Here is a 16,548-nt window from a genome sequence, read left to right as displayed (position 1 = left end):
AGCAAAAATAGAAAGTAAATGGGCATGAGAATAGAGACCCTAGGGTCTCATTTACAATTAAGAAAATAAAAACTTATTAGATTTATTTAAAATAATGCATTTTTGTTTGCCATATGAAGCCAAATATCATTTTTATCCTATTACTGCTGCTCAGTATAGCCACTATTCGATTGGGAAGGGATGCTATCATCGCAAATAACATGCTGATAAAGAAAACTTTTTTGGCCACCGAGACGCCTATATTAATCGCCAAGGAAAGTGAAAGTAGGAAAGACCCCATATATTATTACAATAATCCACAGCTTTTTCTTCCCATCACCCACTATCATCGTGATAAAAATCAAAACAAAGACAACTATTGGCTGCGCAAGAAAATTTTCCTCAACAATCCTTTGTCAACAGGACAATATGTGCTGTCCTTTGATAATTTAACCTTTGTTGACCTGACGCTAATCGATGGAAACGACAAGGTTATTGACCGTAGGAAAGCTGGCCTTTTTTGCAAAACCAGCTCGTTATCAGCGAATGATGGCCGCGACCATTTTGTTATCCATCTGGATGCCAATAAGGATTACACAATTCTATTGCGCGTGAGACACATTAAAGGCTATATTCCTCTATATGACTTCCACCTGCAAACACAGTTGGATTATCTAAAAAAGACACAATGGATCAATATCATTCATGCATTTATGGAAGGGGCTATCATTGTGCTCCTTCTCTATATCGCTTTCGCATGGCTGGTATCACGCTATCGGCCTTACCTCTGGATCTTTTTCTTTTTGTTATTTATTGGCTTTTATAGCTATGGACTTCAAAGCCAATTTACAGACCTATTCTTCCCCAATACGCCGCAGCTTGGATGGAGCTTAGTTTCCGTATTTAGAAATCTGGCGGGAATCAGTTTTTCGCTACTGACGATCGCGTTCTTAAATCTGAAAAAAATAAGTCGTCTGCATTATAAGCTAATTCTTTGCCTTATTCTTGTAGTATTTATCGCAGCTGTATTTAATTTTGTCAACAACTATTATTTAGCCAATTTCAAACAAAGCAACTGGATCAATATCGCGCTGGGGGCGCTATATGTCGCCTATTTTTCGAACCTATTTATATCCCTATGGAAAAAGATTGACAAGATGCAGCGATTTTTGACCTATTCGGTTATTTTCCTGGTCATAGGCATTAGTACACTCCTTTATTTTGGATTGGTTTTAAAGGAACAATCGATTCAATATGTATCTATGCTGACACAGTTTTTTGGATTGTGCATCACGATGATTCTTTTGATCGGTATACGCTTAAAACTCCGTAAATCAGAACTGGACCATCATAAATCTACGGAAATCATTGTTCAAGAGCGAACAGTCGAGCTTAAAAAAGCCAATGATGCGCTCTACGAGCAACAGATTCAATTGCTTCAAAAAAACCACTATATCGAAACGCTCATCGATGAAGTCAATCACCGCGTCAAAAACAACCTTCAACTGCTGTATAGTCTAGGGAGCCTTTATAAAGCAGGCGATAACCATGGCTCCCAACATATTCAGCCCATACAATCCATGCAAGACCGCACCCACGCGATGATGCTGGTTAATCAACTACTGGTTTATAATCAAAATAGTCAGCTAAAATTAAATGTTCTAGTGATCGAAACAGTTAACTACCTGAAACAAATGCATGATCCTGAAAGAATTGTACCTATCCATGTCGATGTGGGACAAAATTGGTTAATTACGACCAATACCTCGATCCCTTTAGCCCTTATCATTACGGAGCTATTGACAAATAGTTACAAATATGCTTTTCCTAAAAGTAAAGGACATGATATTTCGCCGCGGATCAATTTGAGTATAATCAAAAGTGAATCGGGAACGACCATGAGATTTGAAGATAATGGCATTGGAGCAAAAAAGATTATTTCCGGATCATCTTTCGGAATTGGCTTAGTAAAGGACCTTACCCGCCAAATAAAAGGGACAGTGACAATTAACTCTGAAAAAGGATTTAAGTATTTATTTGAATTTAACAATATCATATGAGCCTAAAAGTATTAATCGTAGAAGATGAAATGATTATCGCCAGATTTATAGAATATCAGCTTCATTCCCTTTATACTGGACTAGAGTCGCATATCGCACTCAGCGTTGATGATGTAGAGACTTATATGGAACACAATTCGCCTGATCTGGTACTTTGTGATATTCAGCTCAATGATAGGCTAGATGGTATTGAGCTCATGGAGCGCTATGCGACAAAAAAATTGTTCAGCTTGGTCTTTATCACCTCCTATCAATCAAAAAATAGCATCGACCGAGCCGCCGCGTTAAATCCAGAGAATTATATTATTAAGCCTTTAGGCGAAAACCGCCTTTATGCGGGCACCCATATGATCATTCAGCGACTGCAACAACAACGCAATAAAAACAAAGCTTTAGAAAGACTAAAAACATTGACTCCCTCGGAATTAAATATACTTAAAATGATCGCCTTGAGGTATACGACAAAATATATTGCCGAAACATTATTCCTAAGCCCTTATACCGTCAAAAATACCCGGCATCGCATCTGTCGCAAGCTTGATCTCAATGAAGCGAACAACGCATTGCTTTCATGGGCAATTGAGCACCAGCATTTACTGAAGTTCTAAAAAAATAAGGGTTTGCGATGCAGCAAACCCTTTACCATAAAATAACAATTAATGCAAATTATGTCTTCTGATCCGATTGTTCGTTTGATTGATAAAGCTCTCCTATCTTCAACACTGTACTAAACGTTTTTGGTTTTCTGTTGGCATAATTCAACACACCGGCAATGCGTATCCCCTTACCTTCCAATGCTGTTATTTCACCTTTCTTTCGCTGTAATTTAAATCGCACCGATACATCTGAATCCCCCTTTTTGCTTTCGAAAGGCACAACCACAATCTGTTCCAGATTGACGAGCAAAGCGGGATGATCTGGTTTGACCAGTTTGATTACCAAATTTTTAAGCGCGTTGTCTCTGGATTTCGTACGAAAAACAAAAACACCGCTTTTTGTCCGATAGTCGCCACTGTATTGCCCCGCCCTATCCTGAAACAGGTAGTTGACCTGCATCGAAACAGCTTCGTTAAATAGCTTTTCACGTTGCCTTGATTGTAGAATAAAATAAATAATAAACAAAACGATAACTAAAACTGCTAAAATAAGTACCATAATAAAATAGATAATAGGACTAGGTGATATACAATCTTATGATTGAATTTAACTATATGTCAAATTTAATTTAATGGAACTCTCAGCACTAAAATTTATAGGGGACAAATAAGGGACAATTTCATATAACAATGAAAAACAGCACTATACAATATTTTAAAATAAGTAAATAGGTTATAAAATCGAAAAATTAAGATGCTAATAATTTTTGTGGGGATGAAAAATAAATATTTAAATCAGCCGTATCCCAAAATTAAGAATACAGCTGACAAAAAAGACCTTTACCTTCTAGTAAGATTTTTATCTTATTTTAAACTTGCTTCGAAGCAACAACTTTACGAAGCCCTTCACTGGAAAAGCGGTGTGTACGTTTATTATAATAGATTTCGACATTTTCTTCGATACAATAATGTCTTCCAGTGAAATCCTGATCGCGGTATTCTTCTCCGATAATTCGCATATCGATCGGTAAAGCCTTGATCATATCAATCAGATCCTGTTCTGTTTCGTAGGGAATAATCTCATCGACATAGCGACAACCCTCCAATTGAATATATCGCTCCACAATGGTCTGCGTAGGTTTAGCCTTCTCAGGATATACCTCTGAAGGATCTGTATTGAGACCGACAATTAAGTAATCACAATGTCTTTTCGCTTCTTCAAGCATCATAATATGTCCGGCATGCAATAAATCAAAGACACCGAAGGTAATTCCAATTTTCATTTAATTATCTTTTAATGGTTAATGAGCGCTAGCAGCTCGGTTTCATTGTAGACCTTTATTCATCAGCGCATTTTCTCTTAAGACATTATAGTGCATTAAAGGCTAAAGCAACTGATGTGCGCCTCAAAAGAAGCTTATGGTGCTGTTACGGATTCTGAATTAGCCTCTGCCACAATCCGGCGTAATCCCGAACTTGAAAATCGGTGATCGCGGCTATTGAAATAAAGTTCGATTCCTTTTTCCTCACAATATGCCCTTCCTGTGAAACTCTTCTCCCGGTATTCATCACCAACGATGCGCACATCAATATTAAAGGAGCGAAGAATATCTTCGAGATCCTGCTCTGTGGCATAGGGAACAATTTGGTCAACGTACTGGCAACCTTTAAGCTGAATATAGCGTTCTACAACAGTCTGCGCGGGCTTATTCTTCTCGGGGCGATCCAAGGTCGGATCAGTCTGCAGTCCACAAATCAGATAATCACATTGTCTTTTGGCATCTTCAAGCATCTTGATATGCCCTGCATGTAGTAGGTCGAATGCGCTGAAGGTAATACCTATACGCATTCCCTTGGCTGGGATTGTTATCATCATCAAAAATATGGATGTAAAATTTATTAATAAAACGGCTGTACAGCTAATCAAAGATATAAAAATATCCAACTTAGCGTACTTGATATACCGAATTTAAAAGATTTAAAGTAAAAATCATGCCAAAGAGGGAATATCGGCGTGTCGTAAATACAATTGCGCGCAGGCACGTGCATCAGAGAGTGCCTCGTGGTGATTTAAATCTATCCCAAGCACCTCACAACAGGCGTTTAAACGTGCCGGCTTAAAGCCTTTACCTTGGTAGATCTTGAAAGTACACTCCCATTTATCCATAAGCCCCAGATGATCATACGGTAAATTGTAATAATGCATGGTTTTACGCAATACACCTCGGTCAAATAGTTCATTGTGCGCCACCATAAGCCTATTATTAATAAGAGGATAGATATGAGGAAACAATTCTTTGAACGTAGGCGCACTGGCCGTGTCCTTTGGACGAATACCATGAACACGAGTAGTTTGCCACATATATTGGTTGTTAGGAGGCTGTATCAGTGAATAAAATTCATCCACAATAATTCCTCGCTCTACAACCACCAAGCCGATTGCGCAGGCGGAATTCTGATTCGCCGTAGCTGTCTCGAAATCTATTGCTGTAAAACTTAATTCTGATTGCATAGTCGCTCCTTCTAAAGTTGCGGTAAAATTACTACTTTTTTCATTCTACTCAAACCCACTCGCTAAATCATAGACTTTTGGGAACCGAATAATCAGATATTAACAATATGCAACAAAATTATTTAAACCGATAAAAGGTATGGTTACTAAAATGTTTTCTTTAAAAAGAATAACTTATCTGCTATATCTTCCCATACAACTCTTTGTTGAAAATGATTTATTATAAACTGACGTCCATTAAGTCCATGCTGCCTTTTTACATCCAAATTATCTCGGTAAAATTTAATTTTATCCGCTATATCTCGTGGATCATGGGTAATATGCATTCCTGTCTGTCCATCGACAATAGCGTCTATGCAGCCAGTTGCTTTCGAAGTTAAAATCGGCAAAGACATCGCTGAAGCTTCCAGAATTACGGTAGGAAATCCTTCTCGATATGAAGGCAAGACCAAAATATCCATTAAACAATAGTAAGGAGCAACATCTTCTATAAAATCAATATGTATTATACTATTTAAATTACGTATCTGATCAAGAATATCCTCTGGTACAGCATCTCTCTTTTCAATAGGTCCAATAAGCAATAGTTTCATTCTATTATCGTCAGCATGAACTAATTGCCATGCCTCTATTAAATCAATTATTCCTTTATCGCGCACCATTCGCCCAACATATCCAACAACAAAATCCGTCTCAGCGATACCTAATGACTGCCGAATAAGTTGTGCCTCGTCTGTCGCAAGGAAATTAAGCCTTGAAAACCTATCAATATTCACACCATTACAAGTCCCCTTTGAAAGTAGAATACTTTTTTGATCATATTTTATCCCATCCATTTTTGCTCGCGCAGAAAGAGATGGACTGACATTTACAATAGTTGTTGAAAGACAACAAGTCATCTTTTCAACAGACATCAATAGTTTCCTAAATAGCCCATTCGCGGTCTCATATAGGAGTCCGTGCCTAAAATAAACCCTGTTTTCAACACCCGCTAAATAAGCGGCAATCATTGCTATCATTGCTCCTTTGGGTGTATGACCAAATACATGGGTAAAACGATTTCTTTTTATTACTTTAAAAAGTTTCCAAACAGCTATAGCATCCGAAAACGGGCTAAAACTTCGTGTAATTGGAATAGGAAAATATGGTATATCCACTTTATGAAGATATTTTCTTAAAAAAGCGGAATCCCGACAAGCCACATATTGATCAATATTTCTTCCTTTAAAATAATCAAACTGATCTCCGATAAAATACGGCAGCGAAAATGCATCGCTTACAACCTGAAGTAATCTAACTTTTGTCATATTATGATAATCAGGCCCTTGCTTATCTGGTAAATTCACTAAAGTCTTTATGATCGATCTTTTCGAGCTGTTCTTTAGTAAGCGACTTAAAATATTCGTATGTCAATTTGAGACCTTCTGCACGAGTAATTTTAGGTTCCCAATTGAGTAATTCCTTTGCTTTTAAAATGTCAGGCCTCCGTTGTTTGGGATCATCCTGAGGGAGATCTTTATAAACCACTTTTTGATCTGTACCTGTTAATTCAATAATTTCCTCCGCAAATTGTCCAATAGTAATTTCATCTGGATTGCCAATATTTACCGGATAGGCATAGTCTGATAAAAGCAATTTATAGATTCCTTCAATGAGATCTTTCACATAACAAAAAGAGCGCGTCTGTGAGCCGTCACCAAAAATAGTTAAATCTTCTCCTCTCAAAGCTTGTCCGATAAATGCAGGTAAAACACGCCCATCATTTAATCGCATACGCGGGCCATAAGTATTAAATATTCTTACTATACGTGTTTCTAAACCATGAAACGTATGATAAGCCATCGTTATAGCTTCCTGAAATCTTTTTGCTTCGTCATAGACACCCCTTGGTCCAACAGGGTTAACATTACCCCAATAACTCTCGGGTTGAGGGTTGACTGAAGGATCACCATAGACTTCTGAAGTGGATGCTATCAAAATTCTAGCATTCTTAGATTTTGCTAACCCCAAGAGATTGTGTATTCCTAATGACCCTACCTTTAACGTTTGAATAGGAATTTTTAAATAATCTATAGGACTTGCTGGTGAAGCGAAATGCAAAATGTAATCCAGCTTTCCTGAAATATGTACAAATTTAGAAACGTCATGATTATAAAATTCAAAATTTTTGAGCTTAAACAAATGCGCTATATTGCTCAAGTCGCCAGTAATTAAATTGTCCATTCCAACAACCTCATATCCTTTTTTAATAAATAAATCACATAAATGTGATCCTAAAAACCCAGCGGCACCTGTAATTAAAACCCTTTTACTTTCCATTAATTAGACAATATTATTTAATAACATATTATAATTTCAATTCGCACTTATCAATGCCCTATTCTATTATCATCTTGTTTCAGACTAACGCCAATTCCGGAGATTGTTCTTGAAATCGGTTTTTTATTCCTAAAAGATAGAGATACAAGATTACTAGCGGACTAAACATAACTACCACCGAATTAAAAGAAATAATAACAAAAAATAGTAGTAATAGATAGAGAAATTTTATTCTGAAAAAAAAACAAAATAACATTGCTAGGTAGGCTAATATAGGAAATATTCCCAATTCGATAAAATATTTCAGCCAGCCATTGGATTCTCCAGCTTCCGACACAGTTTCAATAGTACCTGGCCCATAGCCGAAAAGAAAACGAATGATATCCATATTTTTAATTAAACCTAAGGATACTTCGATACGGTCGCTTCTATTCTCCAGAGAAGTATACTTATCATAATTTTGTATAAAATCGTTTAGCGATATCAAAATTGACTGCCCAAAAAGAATACATACAATGATAATTAATCCCAAAAACAAGCCTAGTTTTTTAAATACACTCTTTTTCAATTTAATGACATCAAATAAAAAAAGTGTAAAAAAAATCAAACAGGTAATGACTAAAGAAATTGCCATGGACAACCATGCGCCTAATGAAAATGTAAGTAAAAACGCAAGTATACTCAACGTAATGTATCTTTTATAGTATTTAGAGAAATCTATTTTTCTCCATGCAATCCAAAAAATATTAAGTCCGTGGAAGAAACCTAGATAACTAGGCTCGGTCATAAACCATACGGGTCGACCGAGCTTAAATATCAATAAATCCCTTTCGGAAATAACGCCCATCAAAGGATTAAAAAAAGTATTAGACTCAGAATAATTACCCAAATCAACTGAATGGTATCCAATTCTACCTAAAAAGTTGAATATAATAAAGGACATGAGTGTTGAAATCAATGAGACTTTAATGAAGTAATCCCAAATTTTTATTAAAAAAAATAGATCACTTTTTGGAATTTTTGAAGTTTCTAATACAACAATCAAAAAAATTGAAAAAAGTATCAAGAAAGCATTAGAGAATATATAGGAGCCTAAAATTGTCCAAATGATCAGAAGTAAAGCACTCAGGCCTGCGAATAAAATGACCATGCTATTATTCTTTTGCTTATTCAATTCAATCAAAATGAGGCACACCAAGACCCCTAGTATCGGCACATAACGTACTACTTTAGGAAGTAATACATCTGATAACATAGGACCATTTGTTAAAGTAACTAAAAAAATCAGTACAATTAGGGCTCTTGTTAAGTGAATCGTTTTCATTTATTAAAAACTTTGTAACATATAATTTTAAAATAAACGATTAAATAAGCCATACTTTTCAATAATGGAGATACATCCAATGCAGAAAATGCATCGTTGAAAACCAAAAGTAATTTCTTGTTCCCTTCCGAAAGGGATTTGGAAATGTTTGTAGCATGTACCCGGTAATAGGTTTCTACTGAATCTATTACGTTAAATTTACCTGCTTGACTAAGCTTAAGCCACAAATGATAGTCTTCTACAGCCCTAAATTTCGGATCATCTTTAAACGATCCAGCCTGGAAAACAAATTTTATACGCGTCATTACTGACGAATAGGTGATATAATTAGTAAGAAAAATAATTTGATTAAAATTTTTCTTAGGTAACCATTTTAGGTTTCTTTCATTCAAGGGTTTATTGTTTGAATCGATAGTGCTGCGATTTGTTGCACATAAAATGTATGCAGGATTACTTTCTAAAAATTGAAATTGCTTTGCTATCTTATCTTTTTCCCATAAATCGTCATCGTCACAAAAAGCAATATATTCGCCGTTACATTTACTTAATGCAAAGTTTCTAGGTTTAGCAGGATATCCACAATGCTCCGTGAAGCAATAGGATATTCGATATCCTATTGCTTTCAACTCATTGACATACTGTTCCACATCAGATTCATATCCATCTGATGCCACCACAACCTCAATATTATTAAAACTTTGGTTCAAAACAGACTGAATTGTTTCTTTTAAATAATTTAGTCTTCGATAAGTAACTATAATAACCGAAACTAGACCTTTTATTTCATCTCTTTGCGTTCCCATTCAATTGTTTTTAGAATTCCTGTATTCAAATCCAAAGGCTCGAAGCCAATATATCTTTTTAATTTGGTTATATCCAAACGAAAAAATCCAACATCTGTAACCTTTGATTCCTGATAGCAAATTTCTACATTTGGAATTAAATTACCTATCGTTTTCAAAATCTCATTTAAACTGATAGAATGTCCTGCCCCAATATTAAAAATTTCATTTTTTACCCCTTTATAAAATAATTCCGAAATCACTTTAGCAATATCATCTACAAAAATATAATCTTTCGTTTGATTACCTGTTCCCCATACGTTTATAGGAATTCCCCTCAACGCATTTCGAATCGCAATATTAACAATGCCTTGTTTTGATGAAGTATGATATTTTCCAAAAGGATTTGACAAACGCAAAATCAGATAATCGAGGCCAAAGAGTCTATGGTAGAGTTGGATATAATTCTCGACCGTAAGTTTAGCTATGCCATAAGAACTAATGGGATGGCATACATGCTCCTCGTTTAATATTTCCGTGGAGTTTCCGTACACGGCTCCTCCAGATGATAGATACAAAAGCATATTGCAATGATATTGCCTCATCACATCCATCAACTGTATCGACGGCACTACATTTTCGTAAATATCCTGAACATTTGTGTCTTGGGCTGCAGATGGTACTGTTGTATTTGCAAAATGAAATACCGCGTCAAACTGATATTTTGAAAATAAATTTGTTAAAATGCTTATATCCGAAAAATCTCCATAACAAAACTCTACTTGAGTTGTCTCTGTTTCTTTTTCATTCAATTTACGGCTAAGTACAACAATTTTCGGTGGTAATTCCAGATCATTGTTACTAAAGTAATGTACTACGTTTTTTCCAATGAAACCGTCTCCACCTATTACAAGAATTTTCTTCATAATAATTCGGTTATCTTATCTATATATGGCTAGCAATTGCTTCCCATAATTCTCTTCTGAGAATTGTGATGCCGCACTAGCTACATTTTGAATTATACTTTCCCTTTTAATATTATCTGAAACCAATGCCATAACGCTCTCAGCGATCTCCTCTGCCAGATTAGAAGAGGAAGGATTTAGTAGTATGCCAGAATGCTGATCTTCGATCACCTCTCCTATTCCGGCAAAATTAGTTGCTATAATAACCTTGTGCAATAATATTGATTCTATCACCACCAAAGGCATATCCTCATCCTGGATAGAAGGCATCAAAACAAAATCAGCTATTGCAAGAAATTCATGATAATCGTTTCGGTTGCCAAGCATAAAAACATCATTCTTAAGCTCCATGTCAACGATTGCTTTTTCAAGATCTGATCTATCTTCTCCATCACCAATCAAAAACAATACAAATCTCCTACTATTGTTCATCTTTAAACGATGTAAAGCTTTTATCGCATTTATCTGTCCTTTTCGCTTGGTCAAAAATGCGACCTGAACCAAAATCAAAACATCTTTCTGCAAACTGTAAAATTGCAATAAAGATTCACGATTAGAGCTTAAAGGCTTCGCCATTACGACATTTTTTACTAGTGTAATCTTCTCAGGTTTAAAACCCCCATTCACAGAAAGGTTAAATTTTGCTAGGTTAGAAGCGGTAACAAAGTTCCCTACACACAAGTTAACAATCGGATTAATAAGGTACCCAAAGAACTTCGGCTTTCTAGCTTGATTATTGACCTGGTAAACAATTTTTTCAACACCAAAAAGCTTAGCGACGATAGCCAATTGCGAACAGGTCCTAGCAGCAGGATAGCCACCATTATTGATGTGTAATATATCTGGTTTAACATCACGCAGCATCTGTATAAACTTTATACTATTAAAAAGAAAATAGAAACCAGAATAATAAAATGAGGTTAATACTATCTTTGTTAAAATTGTAAGGAAAGTGTAAGTTTTCCTTGTGATATTGTGGTTAATAGTATCATTGGAAACCAATTTTAAAGGGATAATTTTTCCTTTAAAGGAACCAAAATCTGATTCCATGGCCGATGAATATTGTTTATGTGCTCTATATGCAAAAGTAATTTCATAGTTTTTTGAAAGAACTGAATTCTTAACTAAAAAGGACATCAACCTTTCGCTACCTCCATAGATATAACAATCACTATATACCAATAATCTTTTTCCCATAATCAAAAAACTATCTTCTCCCCAACATAGTGGTGAGTGCATCTCTAAAATCTTTACTAAAAGCAAAAAAAGCTAAACAGGTAAGCATAAAAAGCCCGCCAACATATGAAAAATAAATTAGCAAGTGAGCCATACTTTTCTTTAGGGGCAAAAGTGGCCCAATAGTAGACGATATTACCACTATAATAACTATCCCCAACACAATGCCAGCAGCATTTTTTAATACAAAATCCTTCCAGTCAAGCGCCATATATCTGCTACTAAAATACAAATAAAAACAAGCATACAGGGCAAACGCTACAAGCTTGAAAATTGCAAAGGAAAGCATTCCTAACCTGTCGAAAGTAAAAACTACTCCGCCCCAATAGATTAGTGGCAAAAATATACTAACAAAATACATCGCTTTCAATTTATTTTTAGCCACAACAGCTATTCCTCCAGGAGAAGTAACAAAGTTAAAAAAATATATCAAAAACATAATTTTCATAATCGAGATCGCTTGTTCATATTGATCCCCAACCCAAAGTAGGATTAACTTATCCATTGAGAACACGACAATTAGCGTTGCAAAAATGGACAAAGGAATACCAAATAAAATAACCGTTCGATAAGCTAAGTTCAATTTATCTGTCAATCCTAAACCAATATAGTGATTGAATTTAACAGAAAAGGGATTATATATTATACCGAAAAGTGACCTGGCAAAGGTCATCAAGCTCAGACATACACTGAATAGCGCAACGTCCTTCAAACGCGCTATTTTTGCGATAACGATGCTATCTATTTCATAATATAAAACCCATGAAATTGTCAGTATCAGGCTACCATAGGCTAGTCCCTTAATCTTACTATAAATCACCTTATTGAATTTGCAATATTTAAAGAAAAGCTTAAAATTATAGTCGTAATCTTTTTTTGCTAAAAGAAATCCAATGAGAACGACAACAAGATTTAACAATTGAAAAATAAAATAATACGTAATAATTGGATATTCAAAAAAATGAAATAAAATTACAGCTATTCCTATTTTTACTAAATTAACGATGGCGTAAACTCGCTGGTATTTAAAATCTTCGAGTCTGATATTAAAAATAAGCTGGATGATCCGATGCAAAAGAGTAATTGGCAAAGAGGCCAAAAATATCAACAAAAGATCTTTTGCCACTTGAAGCTCATCTGCCGATTCTATTCCTTTAAGGGCGATTGATGGGTTTAGGTAACCATAGAAAATCATTACCGCAAAAAGAGCAAACATGGTGAACATAATGAATAAGACAAAGCCCAAAATTTTATATTCCTGTTCTTTATCTTTTTGAATAAATGCTTCGGCGGCATATTTTATGCCCGCTGATAAAAAACCAAAATCCGCATATGACAAAAATAAATTTAAAGAGATAACGAAACTATAAATCCCGAAATAGTTTTGGTTTGACGACAGATAAGGTGTAACGATAAACATCGTGGCAAATCCCGACACCAAGGAGAGTATCTGCCAAAAATAGATTTTTAATATCCCTTTCATGCCCCTACCAGGTTAATAAGTACCTGATCTTCAGAAGTCGTTTCGAAATAATCGTTTAAAAGATCTTTGTTGATATTCTCCAAAGGATGAGTAAAATTTGCTACAAAATCAGCTTCAGTGACTGTAAGTTTGATAAAAGACTTCCCGTCAAAAGGTGAGACGAGTTTCAAACCTTCTAGTGTAAGGTCGTTTTCAACTGGATCAAATAATATATAGTTTACATTTGCAAGTATCGCATCCAATACCATCGTAGATGTTGGGCCAACCACTAAAGATGCGTTTTTGAGGCAATCCTCTTTAGAATCTTCACTTATGGTAAAAAAATCGTCAATTAAATTCTTTCTATAGAAATCAGCATTCTCGGAAGGATGTAATCTTAAATTAGCTTTCTTTACACCGACCTTCCCCAACATACTTTTAACTTTTTCAAGATAAGTTAACGATACCGAACGATTAGGCAAGTTGAGGAAATCTGAGGAACTGGGTGTACCATTGATTGCTTTCGTCAATACCAAAATGTTGTCCAAGGATGAGCGCAAGGATGTGAACTGAAAACTGTGATAAACGGGATGCTTTAATGTTAAAATTTTATCAGGATCTACACCCGCATCTACATAATTTTTCTTTATACCCTCTCCCCAAACAACCAGATATTTTGCGCGATTATCGTCAATACGATTATACCGCGCAGGTAAGCCATGCAAATACACAAACGTAGGAATGCCAATTCCGTTAAGTGTATGAATCGTCAAATTTTCATAAAATGATAAATCATTTGGAAAAAATGCAGCCTTTAGCTTATTTTTTTTCACAAACTCTTCAATACACCGCTTATACGCTTTGATAAGATTATAAAATTCTTTACTATAAATTGCCCTTAGGCTCCGCGCATTACGGACTTTATTAATTGCATTAATCGTTTTATAAACATTTCCAGGATAAACGTTGTTTCTGAACGACGCCGACCATGGTGGCGCCACTATTCTAGTTCCAAGGGGTACCGTCACATAGGCATTACTAATAATTAAATCTGTTGGTTCCTTCTTTAAAGTGCCTGAGACCACCGATTTGATCTTCAGAATCCATCGGGTAGCAAGACTTTTGAGCAAATTAAATCTGCTATGAACATTTCCCTTCTGATGGTCGCCATAGTTATAAAGAATCCCATTGCTCTCATATAAAAATATGTCGAATAGTTCCTGTTCAGCGAGTTCAGTAGAAATAGAATTCAAATAATGATTACCTTTTTGCATTTTAATAAATATCATCAAAACTAACCCTCGTGCCTTTTTCGAGAGCCTTATTCACATGTTTCCCCAATATTGCTGATAAATATTTCGGATGTAATCCAAATCCAGGACGAATGGACCTCACATTTTCCGTTGTTATCAAATCTCCCTCAGCTACGTTCTCTACGAAATATAGCGACCGTGAAAAATCTTTGCCTTTAATTTGTTTATCTGTCAAGTCGTAAGTCACTTTCCCTATTGCTGATTCTGCTTCCCGTACAGCTTTAACCATTTCGGTGAACTCCTGCTCGTTCATTGAAAATGAAGCGTCAGGTCCTCCTATTGAACGGTCAAGAATGAAATGCTTTTCAATAATTTTGGCGCCAAAGCAAGTCGCCACAATTGGCACTGTAGCCCCCATTGTATGATCCGACAACCCCGTAATCACACCGAATCTATCAGCAAAATCCTTGATCATCACCATATTCGCTTCTTCAATAGGAGCGGGATAAGAGGATGTGCATTTTAGCAAGGCAATATCGGTATTCCCCATACGGTAACATGCATCCAAGGCTAGTTTAATGTCTTCTTCTGAAGCAATTCCAGTTGAAATCACAACCGGCTTTCCTTTTGAAGCAATCAGCTCAATCAACGGGATATCTGTTATCTCAAATGATGCGATTTTATAAGCGGGTGTATCTAAAGATTCCAAAAAATCAACCGATGTCGCATCGAATGGTGATGAAAAACAAATAAGTCCTTCTTTTTCGGCAAGATCAAAAATCTCTTTATGCCATTCCCATGGTGTATATGCCTCTTTGTAAAGATCGTGTAAATTACATCCATCCCAGATAGTTCCCTTTATTAAAAAATCATCTTTCCGAGAATCTATTGTTATAGTATCGGCTGTATATGTTTGTAACTTAATACAATTCGCCCCAGCCCTTTTTGCTGCTCGCACTGTTTCCAAGGCTGTAGACAAATTCCCGTTATGGTTAGCCGAAAGTTCTGCGATTATAAATACAGCACTCTCACTATCTATTTTAAAATTTTTAATTTGCATTTAATTTTTTCTCAAAATAATAAGTATCTAGGTTTTCTTCACTTTGGTATCCTAATTTTTCAAAGATCTTGATAGATGCTATATTTTCCTTTTTAACAACACCAAAGAGCTTTTCAATGTTTATATTAAAAAACGTACATAGTTCTTGTGCAGCTTTTAGAACTTTCGTCCCGAATCCTTTTCCATGGGCAATAGGATCCAAAAGATAACTAATTGTCGCCACAGTATTGCTGACATCTAACCGCAGCGATCCAATGGGTATGTTTTCGTGCATTACTATAAAATAAGCACAGTTATTATCTATCATTTTTTTTCTATACCATTCCAGATGACTTTCCCATGTTATTGGAGACTGTGTGAGTGAAAATTTTCTAACCAAGGGATCATTGGCCCATTTAAATGTAATATTAACATCAGTATAAAGCGCTCTCCTTAAGTGAAAAGCACCATTGATTTTAAAATGTATCAAAACATCTATATAATTATCCCTGAAAAGACAGTGATCTTTTAATCTAGCATCTTCATTATACCCAGATTGTAATAAAATGGAATACAATTGCGGTCTCACATCAAAGGCATAGGTATAAACTTTATGCAATTTCAAATCATTAAAAGCAACCTTTTCAATCAATTGTAAATATAAATGCCAATAATAAGCAAGTTGCTCTTCCAGTTGGGTGTTTATTATAAAAGATATCTCTGCATTCTTATCTATCCAATTAATATGAACCAAACCTCCATATCCAATACACTTGTTATCCTCCAAAAAGGAGAATAACAGCTGCGTAGGCTCACTTTCTTCGAATAATTTATCGACAACATTTCTAAAGTAACTATCTTGATCTTGTATCGTCAATACTTTATCTTGTCGTAAGTGGTAGATTTGCTCATTACGCCACGTCATAATTTCCATTCGATCTTCAAATCTAATTGGCACCAAGGAATGACGTCCAATAGAAAAAACCTGATTTTCTAAAGCTTTAAAGTACCTTTGCATTAC

At 35.5% G+C, this 16,548-nt stretch carries 16 protein-coding genes; 2 read left to right on the top strand and 14 right to left on the bottom strand.

The genetic code is table 11. The features are described 5' to 3' along the window. The first annotated feature begins 113 nt into the window (after window positions 1-113). Window positions 114-2,039: a 7TM diverse intracellular signaling domain-containing protein gene (locus tag CBM24_RS00700; RefSeq protein WP_088159840.1), complete on the top strand. Its 1,926-nt coding sequence runs from the start codon at window positions 114-116 to the stop codon at window positions 2,037-2,039. Then, window positions 2,036-2,647: a DNA-binding response regulator gene (locus CBM24_RS00695; RefSeq protein ID WP_088159839.1), complete on the top strand. Its 612-nt coding sequence runs from the start codon at window positions 2,036-2,038 to the stop codon at window positions 2,645-2,647. Before CBM24_RS00700 ends, CBM24_RS00695 begins: the two co-directional genes overlap by 4 nt. A gap of 58 nt (window positions 2,648-2,705) precedes the next feature. Here CBM24_RS00695 and CBM24_RS00690 read toward each other — a convergent pair whose 3' ends face one another. The 14 genes from CBM24_RS00690 to CBM24_RS27110 all read right to left on the bottom strand — a co-directional run bounded on the left by CBM24_RS00690 (window position 2,706) and on the right by CBM24_RS27110 (window position 16,545). Further along, window positions 2,706-3,194: a hypothetical protein gene (locus CBM24_RS00690; RefSeq protein WP_088159838.1), complete on the bottom strand. Its 489-nt coding sequence runs from the start codon at window positions 3,192-3,194 to the stop codon at window positions 2,706-2,708. 310 nt (window positions 3,195-3,504) lie between these two features. Next, window positions 3,505-3,918, bottom strand: coding sequence for an adenylyltransferase/cytidyltransferase family protein (locus CBM24_RS00685; protein WP_088159837.1), 414 nt, complete (start codon window positions 3,916-3,918; stop codon window positions 3,505-3,507). A gap of 134 nt (window positions 3,919-4,052) precedes the next feature. Then, complete coding sequence (locus CBM24_RS00680; protein ID WP_232475651.1) at window positions 4,053-4,511, bottom strand: adenylyltransferase/cytidyltransferase family protein; 459 nt, start codon at window positions 4,509-4,511, stop codon at window positions 4,053-4,055. A gap of 114 nt (window positions 4,512-4,625) precedes the next feature. After that, window positions 4,626-5,147 carry a 3'-5' exonuclease gene (locus tag CBM24_RS00675; protein ID WP_088159836.1) on the bottom strand — a complete coding sequence of 174 codons (522 nt, stop codon included), beginning with the start codon at window positions 5,145-5,147 and terminating at the stop codon, window positions 4,626-4,628. 146 nt (window positions 5,148-5,293) lie between these two features. Then, window positions 5,294-6,493, bottom strand: a complete 1,200-nt coding sequence (locus CBM24_RS00670; RefSeq protein WP_157698335.1) for a glycosyltransferase family 4 protein — start codon at window positions 6,491-6,493, stop codon at window positions 5,294-5,296. Further along, window positions 6,477-7,466: a UDP-glucuronic acid decarboxylase family protein gene (locus CBM24_RS00665; protein ID WP_088159834.1), complete on the bottom strand. Its 990-nt coding sequence runs from the start codon at window positions 7,464-7,466 to the stop codon at window positions 6,477-6,479. Before CBM24_RS00665 ends, CBM24_RS00670 begins: the two co-directional genes overlap by 17 nt. Before the next feature lie 79 nt (window positions 7,467-7,545). Beyond that, entirely contained in the window at window positions 7,546-8,790 is a 1,245-nt protein-coding gene (locus tag CBM24_RS00660; protein WP_088159833.1) for a hypothetical protein, read from the bottom strand. Continuing rightward, window positions 8,787-9,593 (bottom strand): glycosyltransferase family 2 protein, encoded by an 807-nt coding sequence (locus CBM24_RS00655; protein ID WP_088159832.1) that lies wholly within the window; start codon window positions 9,591-9,593, stop codon window positions 8,787-8,789. The genes CBM24_RS00660 and CBM24_RS00655 overlap by 4 nt, the downstream gene beginning before the upstream one ends. Then, a complete protein-coding gene (locus CBM24_RS00650) occupies window positions 9,569-10,498 on the bottom strand; it encodes an NAD-dependent epimerase/dehydratase family protein (RefSeq protein WP_088159831.1) in 930 nt (309 codons plus the stop codon). Before CBM24_RS00650 ends, CBM24_RS00655 begins: the two co-directional genes overlap by 25 nt. 15 nt (window positions 10,499-10,513) lie before the next feature. Further along, the gene (locus CBM24_RS00645; RefSeq protein ID WP_088159830.1) at window positions 10,514-11,776 is read right to left on the bottom strand and encodes a glycosyltransferase; all 1,263 of its coding nucleotides are present in this window, start codon (window positions 11,774-11,776) and stop codon (window positions 10,514-10,516) included. Next, window positions 11,745-13,112 (bottom strand): hypothetical protein, encoded by a 1,368-nt coding sequence (locus tag CBM24_RS00640; protein WP_232475650.1) that lies wholly within the window; start codon window positions 13,110-13,112, stop codon window positions 11,745-11,747. The genes CBM24_RS00645 and CBM24_RS00640 overlap by 32 nt, the downstream gene beginning before the upstream one ends. A 140-nt stretch (window positions 13,113-13,252) precedes the next feature. After that, window positions 13,253-14,509, bottom strand: a complete 1,257-nt coding sequence (locus tag CBM24_RS00635) for a hypothetical protein (RefSeq protein WP_088159828.1) — start codon at window positions 14,507-14,509, stop codon at window positions 13,253-13,255. A 1-nt stretch (window position 14,510) separates the two neighbouring features. Next, window positions 14,511-15,548: a pseudaminic acid synthase gene (gene pseI, locus CBM24_RS00630; protein WP_088159827.1), complete on the bottom strand. Its 1,038-nt coding sequence runs from the start codon at window positions 15,546-15,548 to the stop codon at window positions 14,511-14,513. Beyond that, window positions 15,538-16,545 carry a GNAT family N-acetyltransferase gene (locus CBM24_RS27110; protein ID WP_157698333.1) on the bottom strand — a complete coding sequence of 336 codons (1,008 nt, stop codon included), beginning with the start codon at window positions 16,543-16,545 and terminating at the stop codon, window positions 15,538-15,540. The genes pseI and CBM24_RS27110 overlap by 11 nt, the downstream gene beginning before the upstream one ends. Window positions 16,546-16,548 lie beyond the last annotated feature (3 nt).

Origin of the sequence: Sphingobacterium sp. G1-14 (genome assembly GCF_002196555.1) — a bacterium.
Taxonomy (GTDB): domain Bacteria; phylum Bacteroidota; class Bacteroidia; order Sphingobacteriales; family Sphingobacteriaceae; genus Sphingobacterium; species Sphingobacterium siyangense.
Note: the sequence above shows the minus strand (reverse complement) of the source record. Positions and strands in the feature narration are given on the sequence as shown.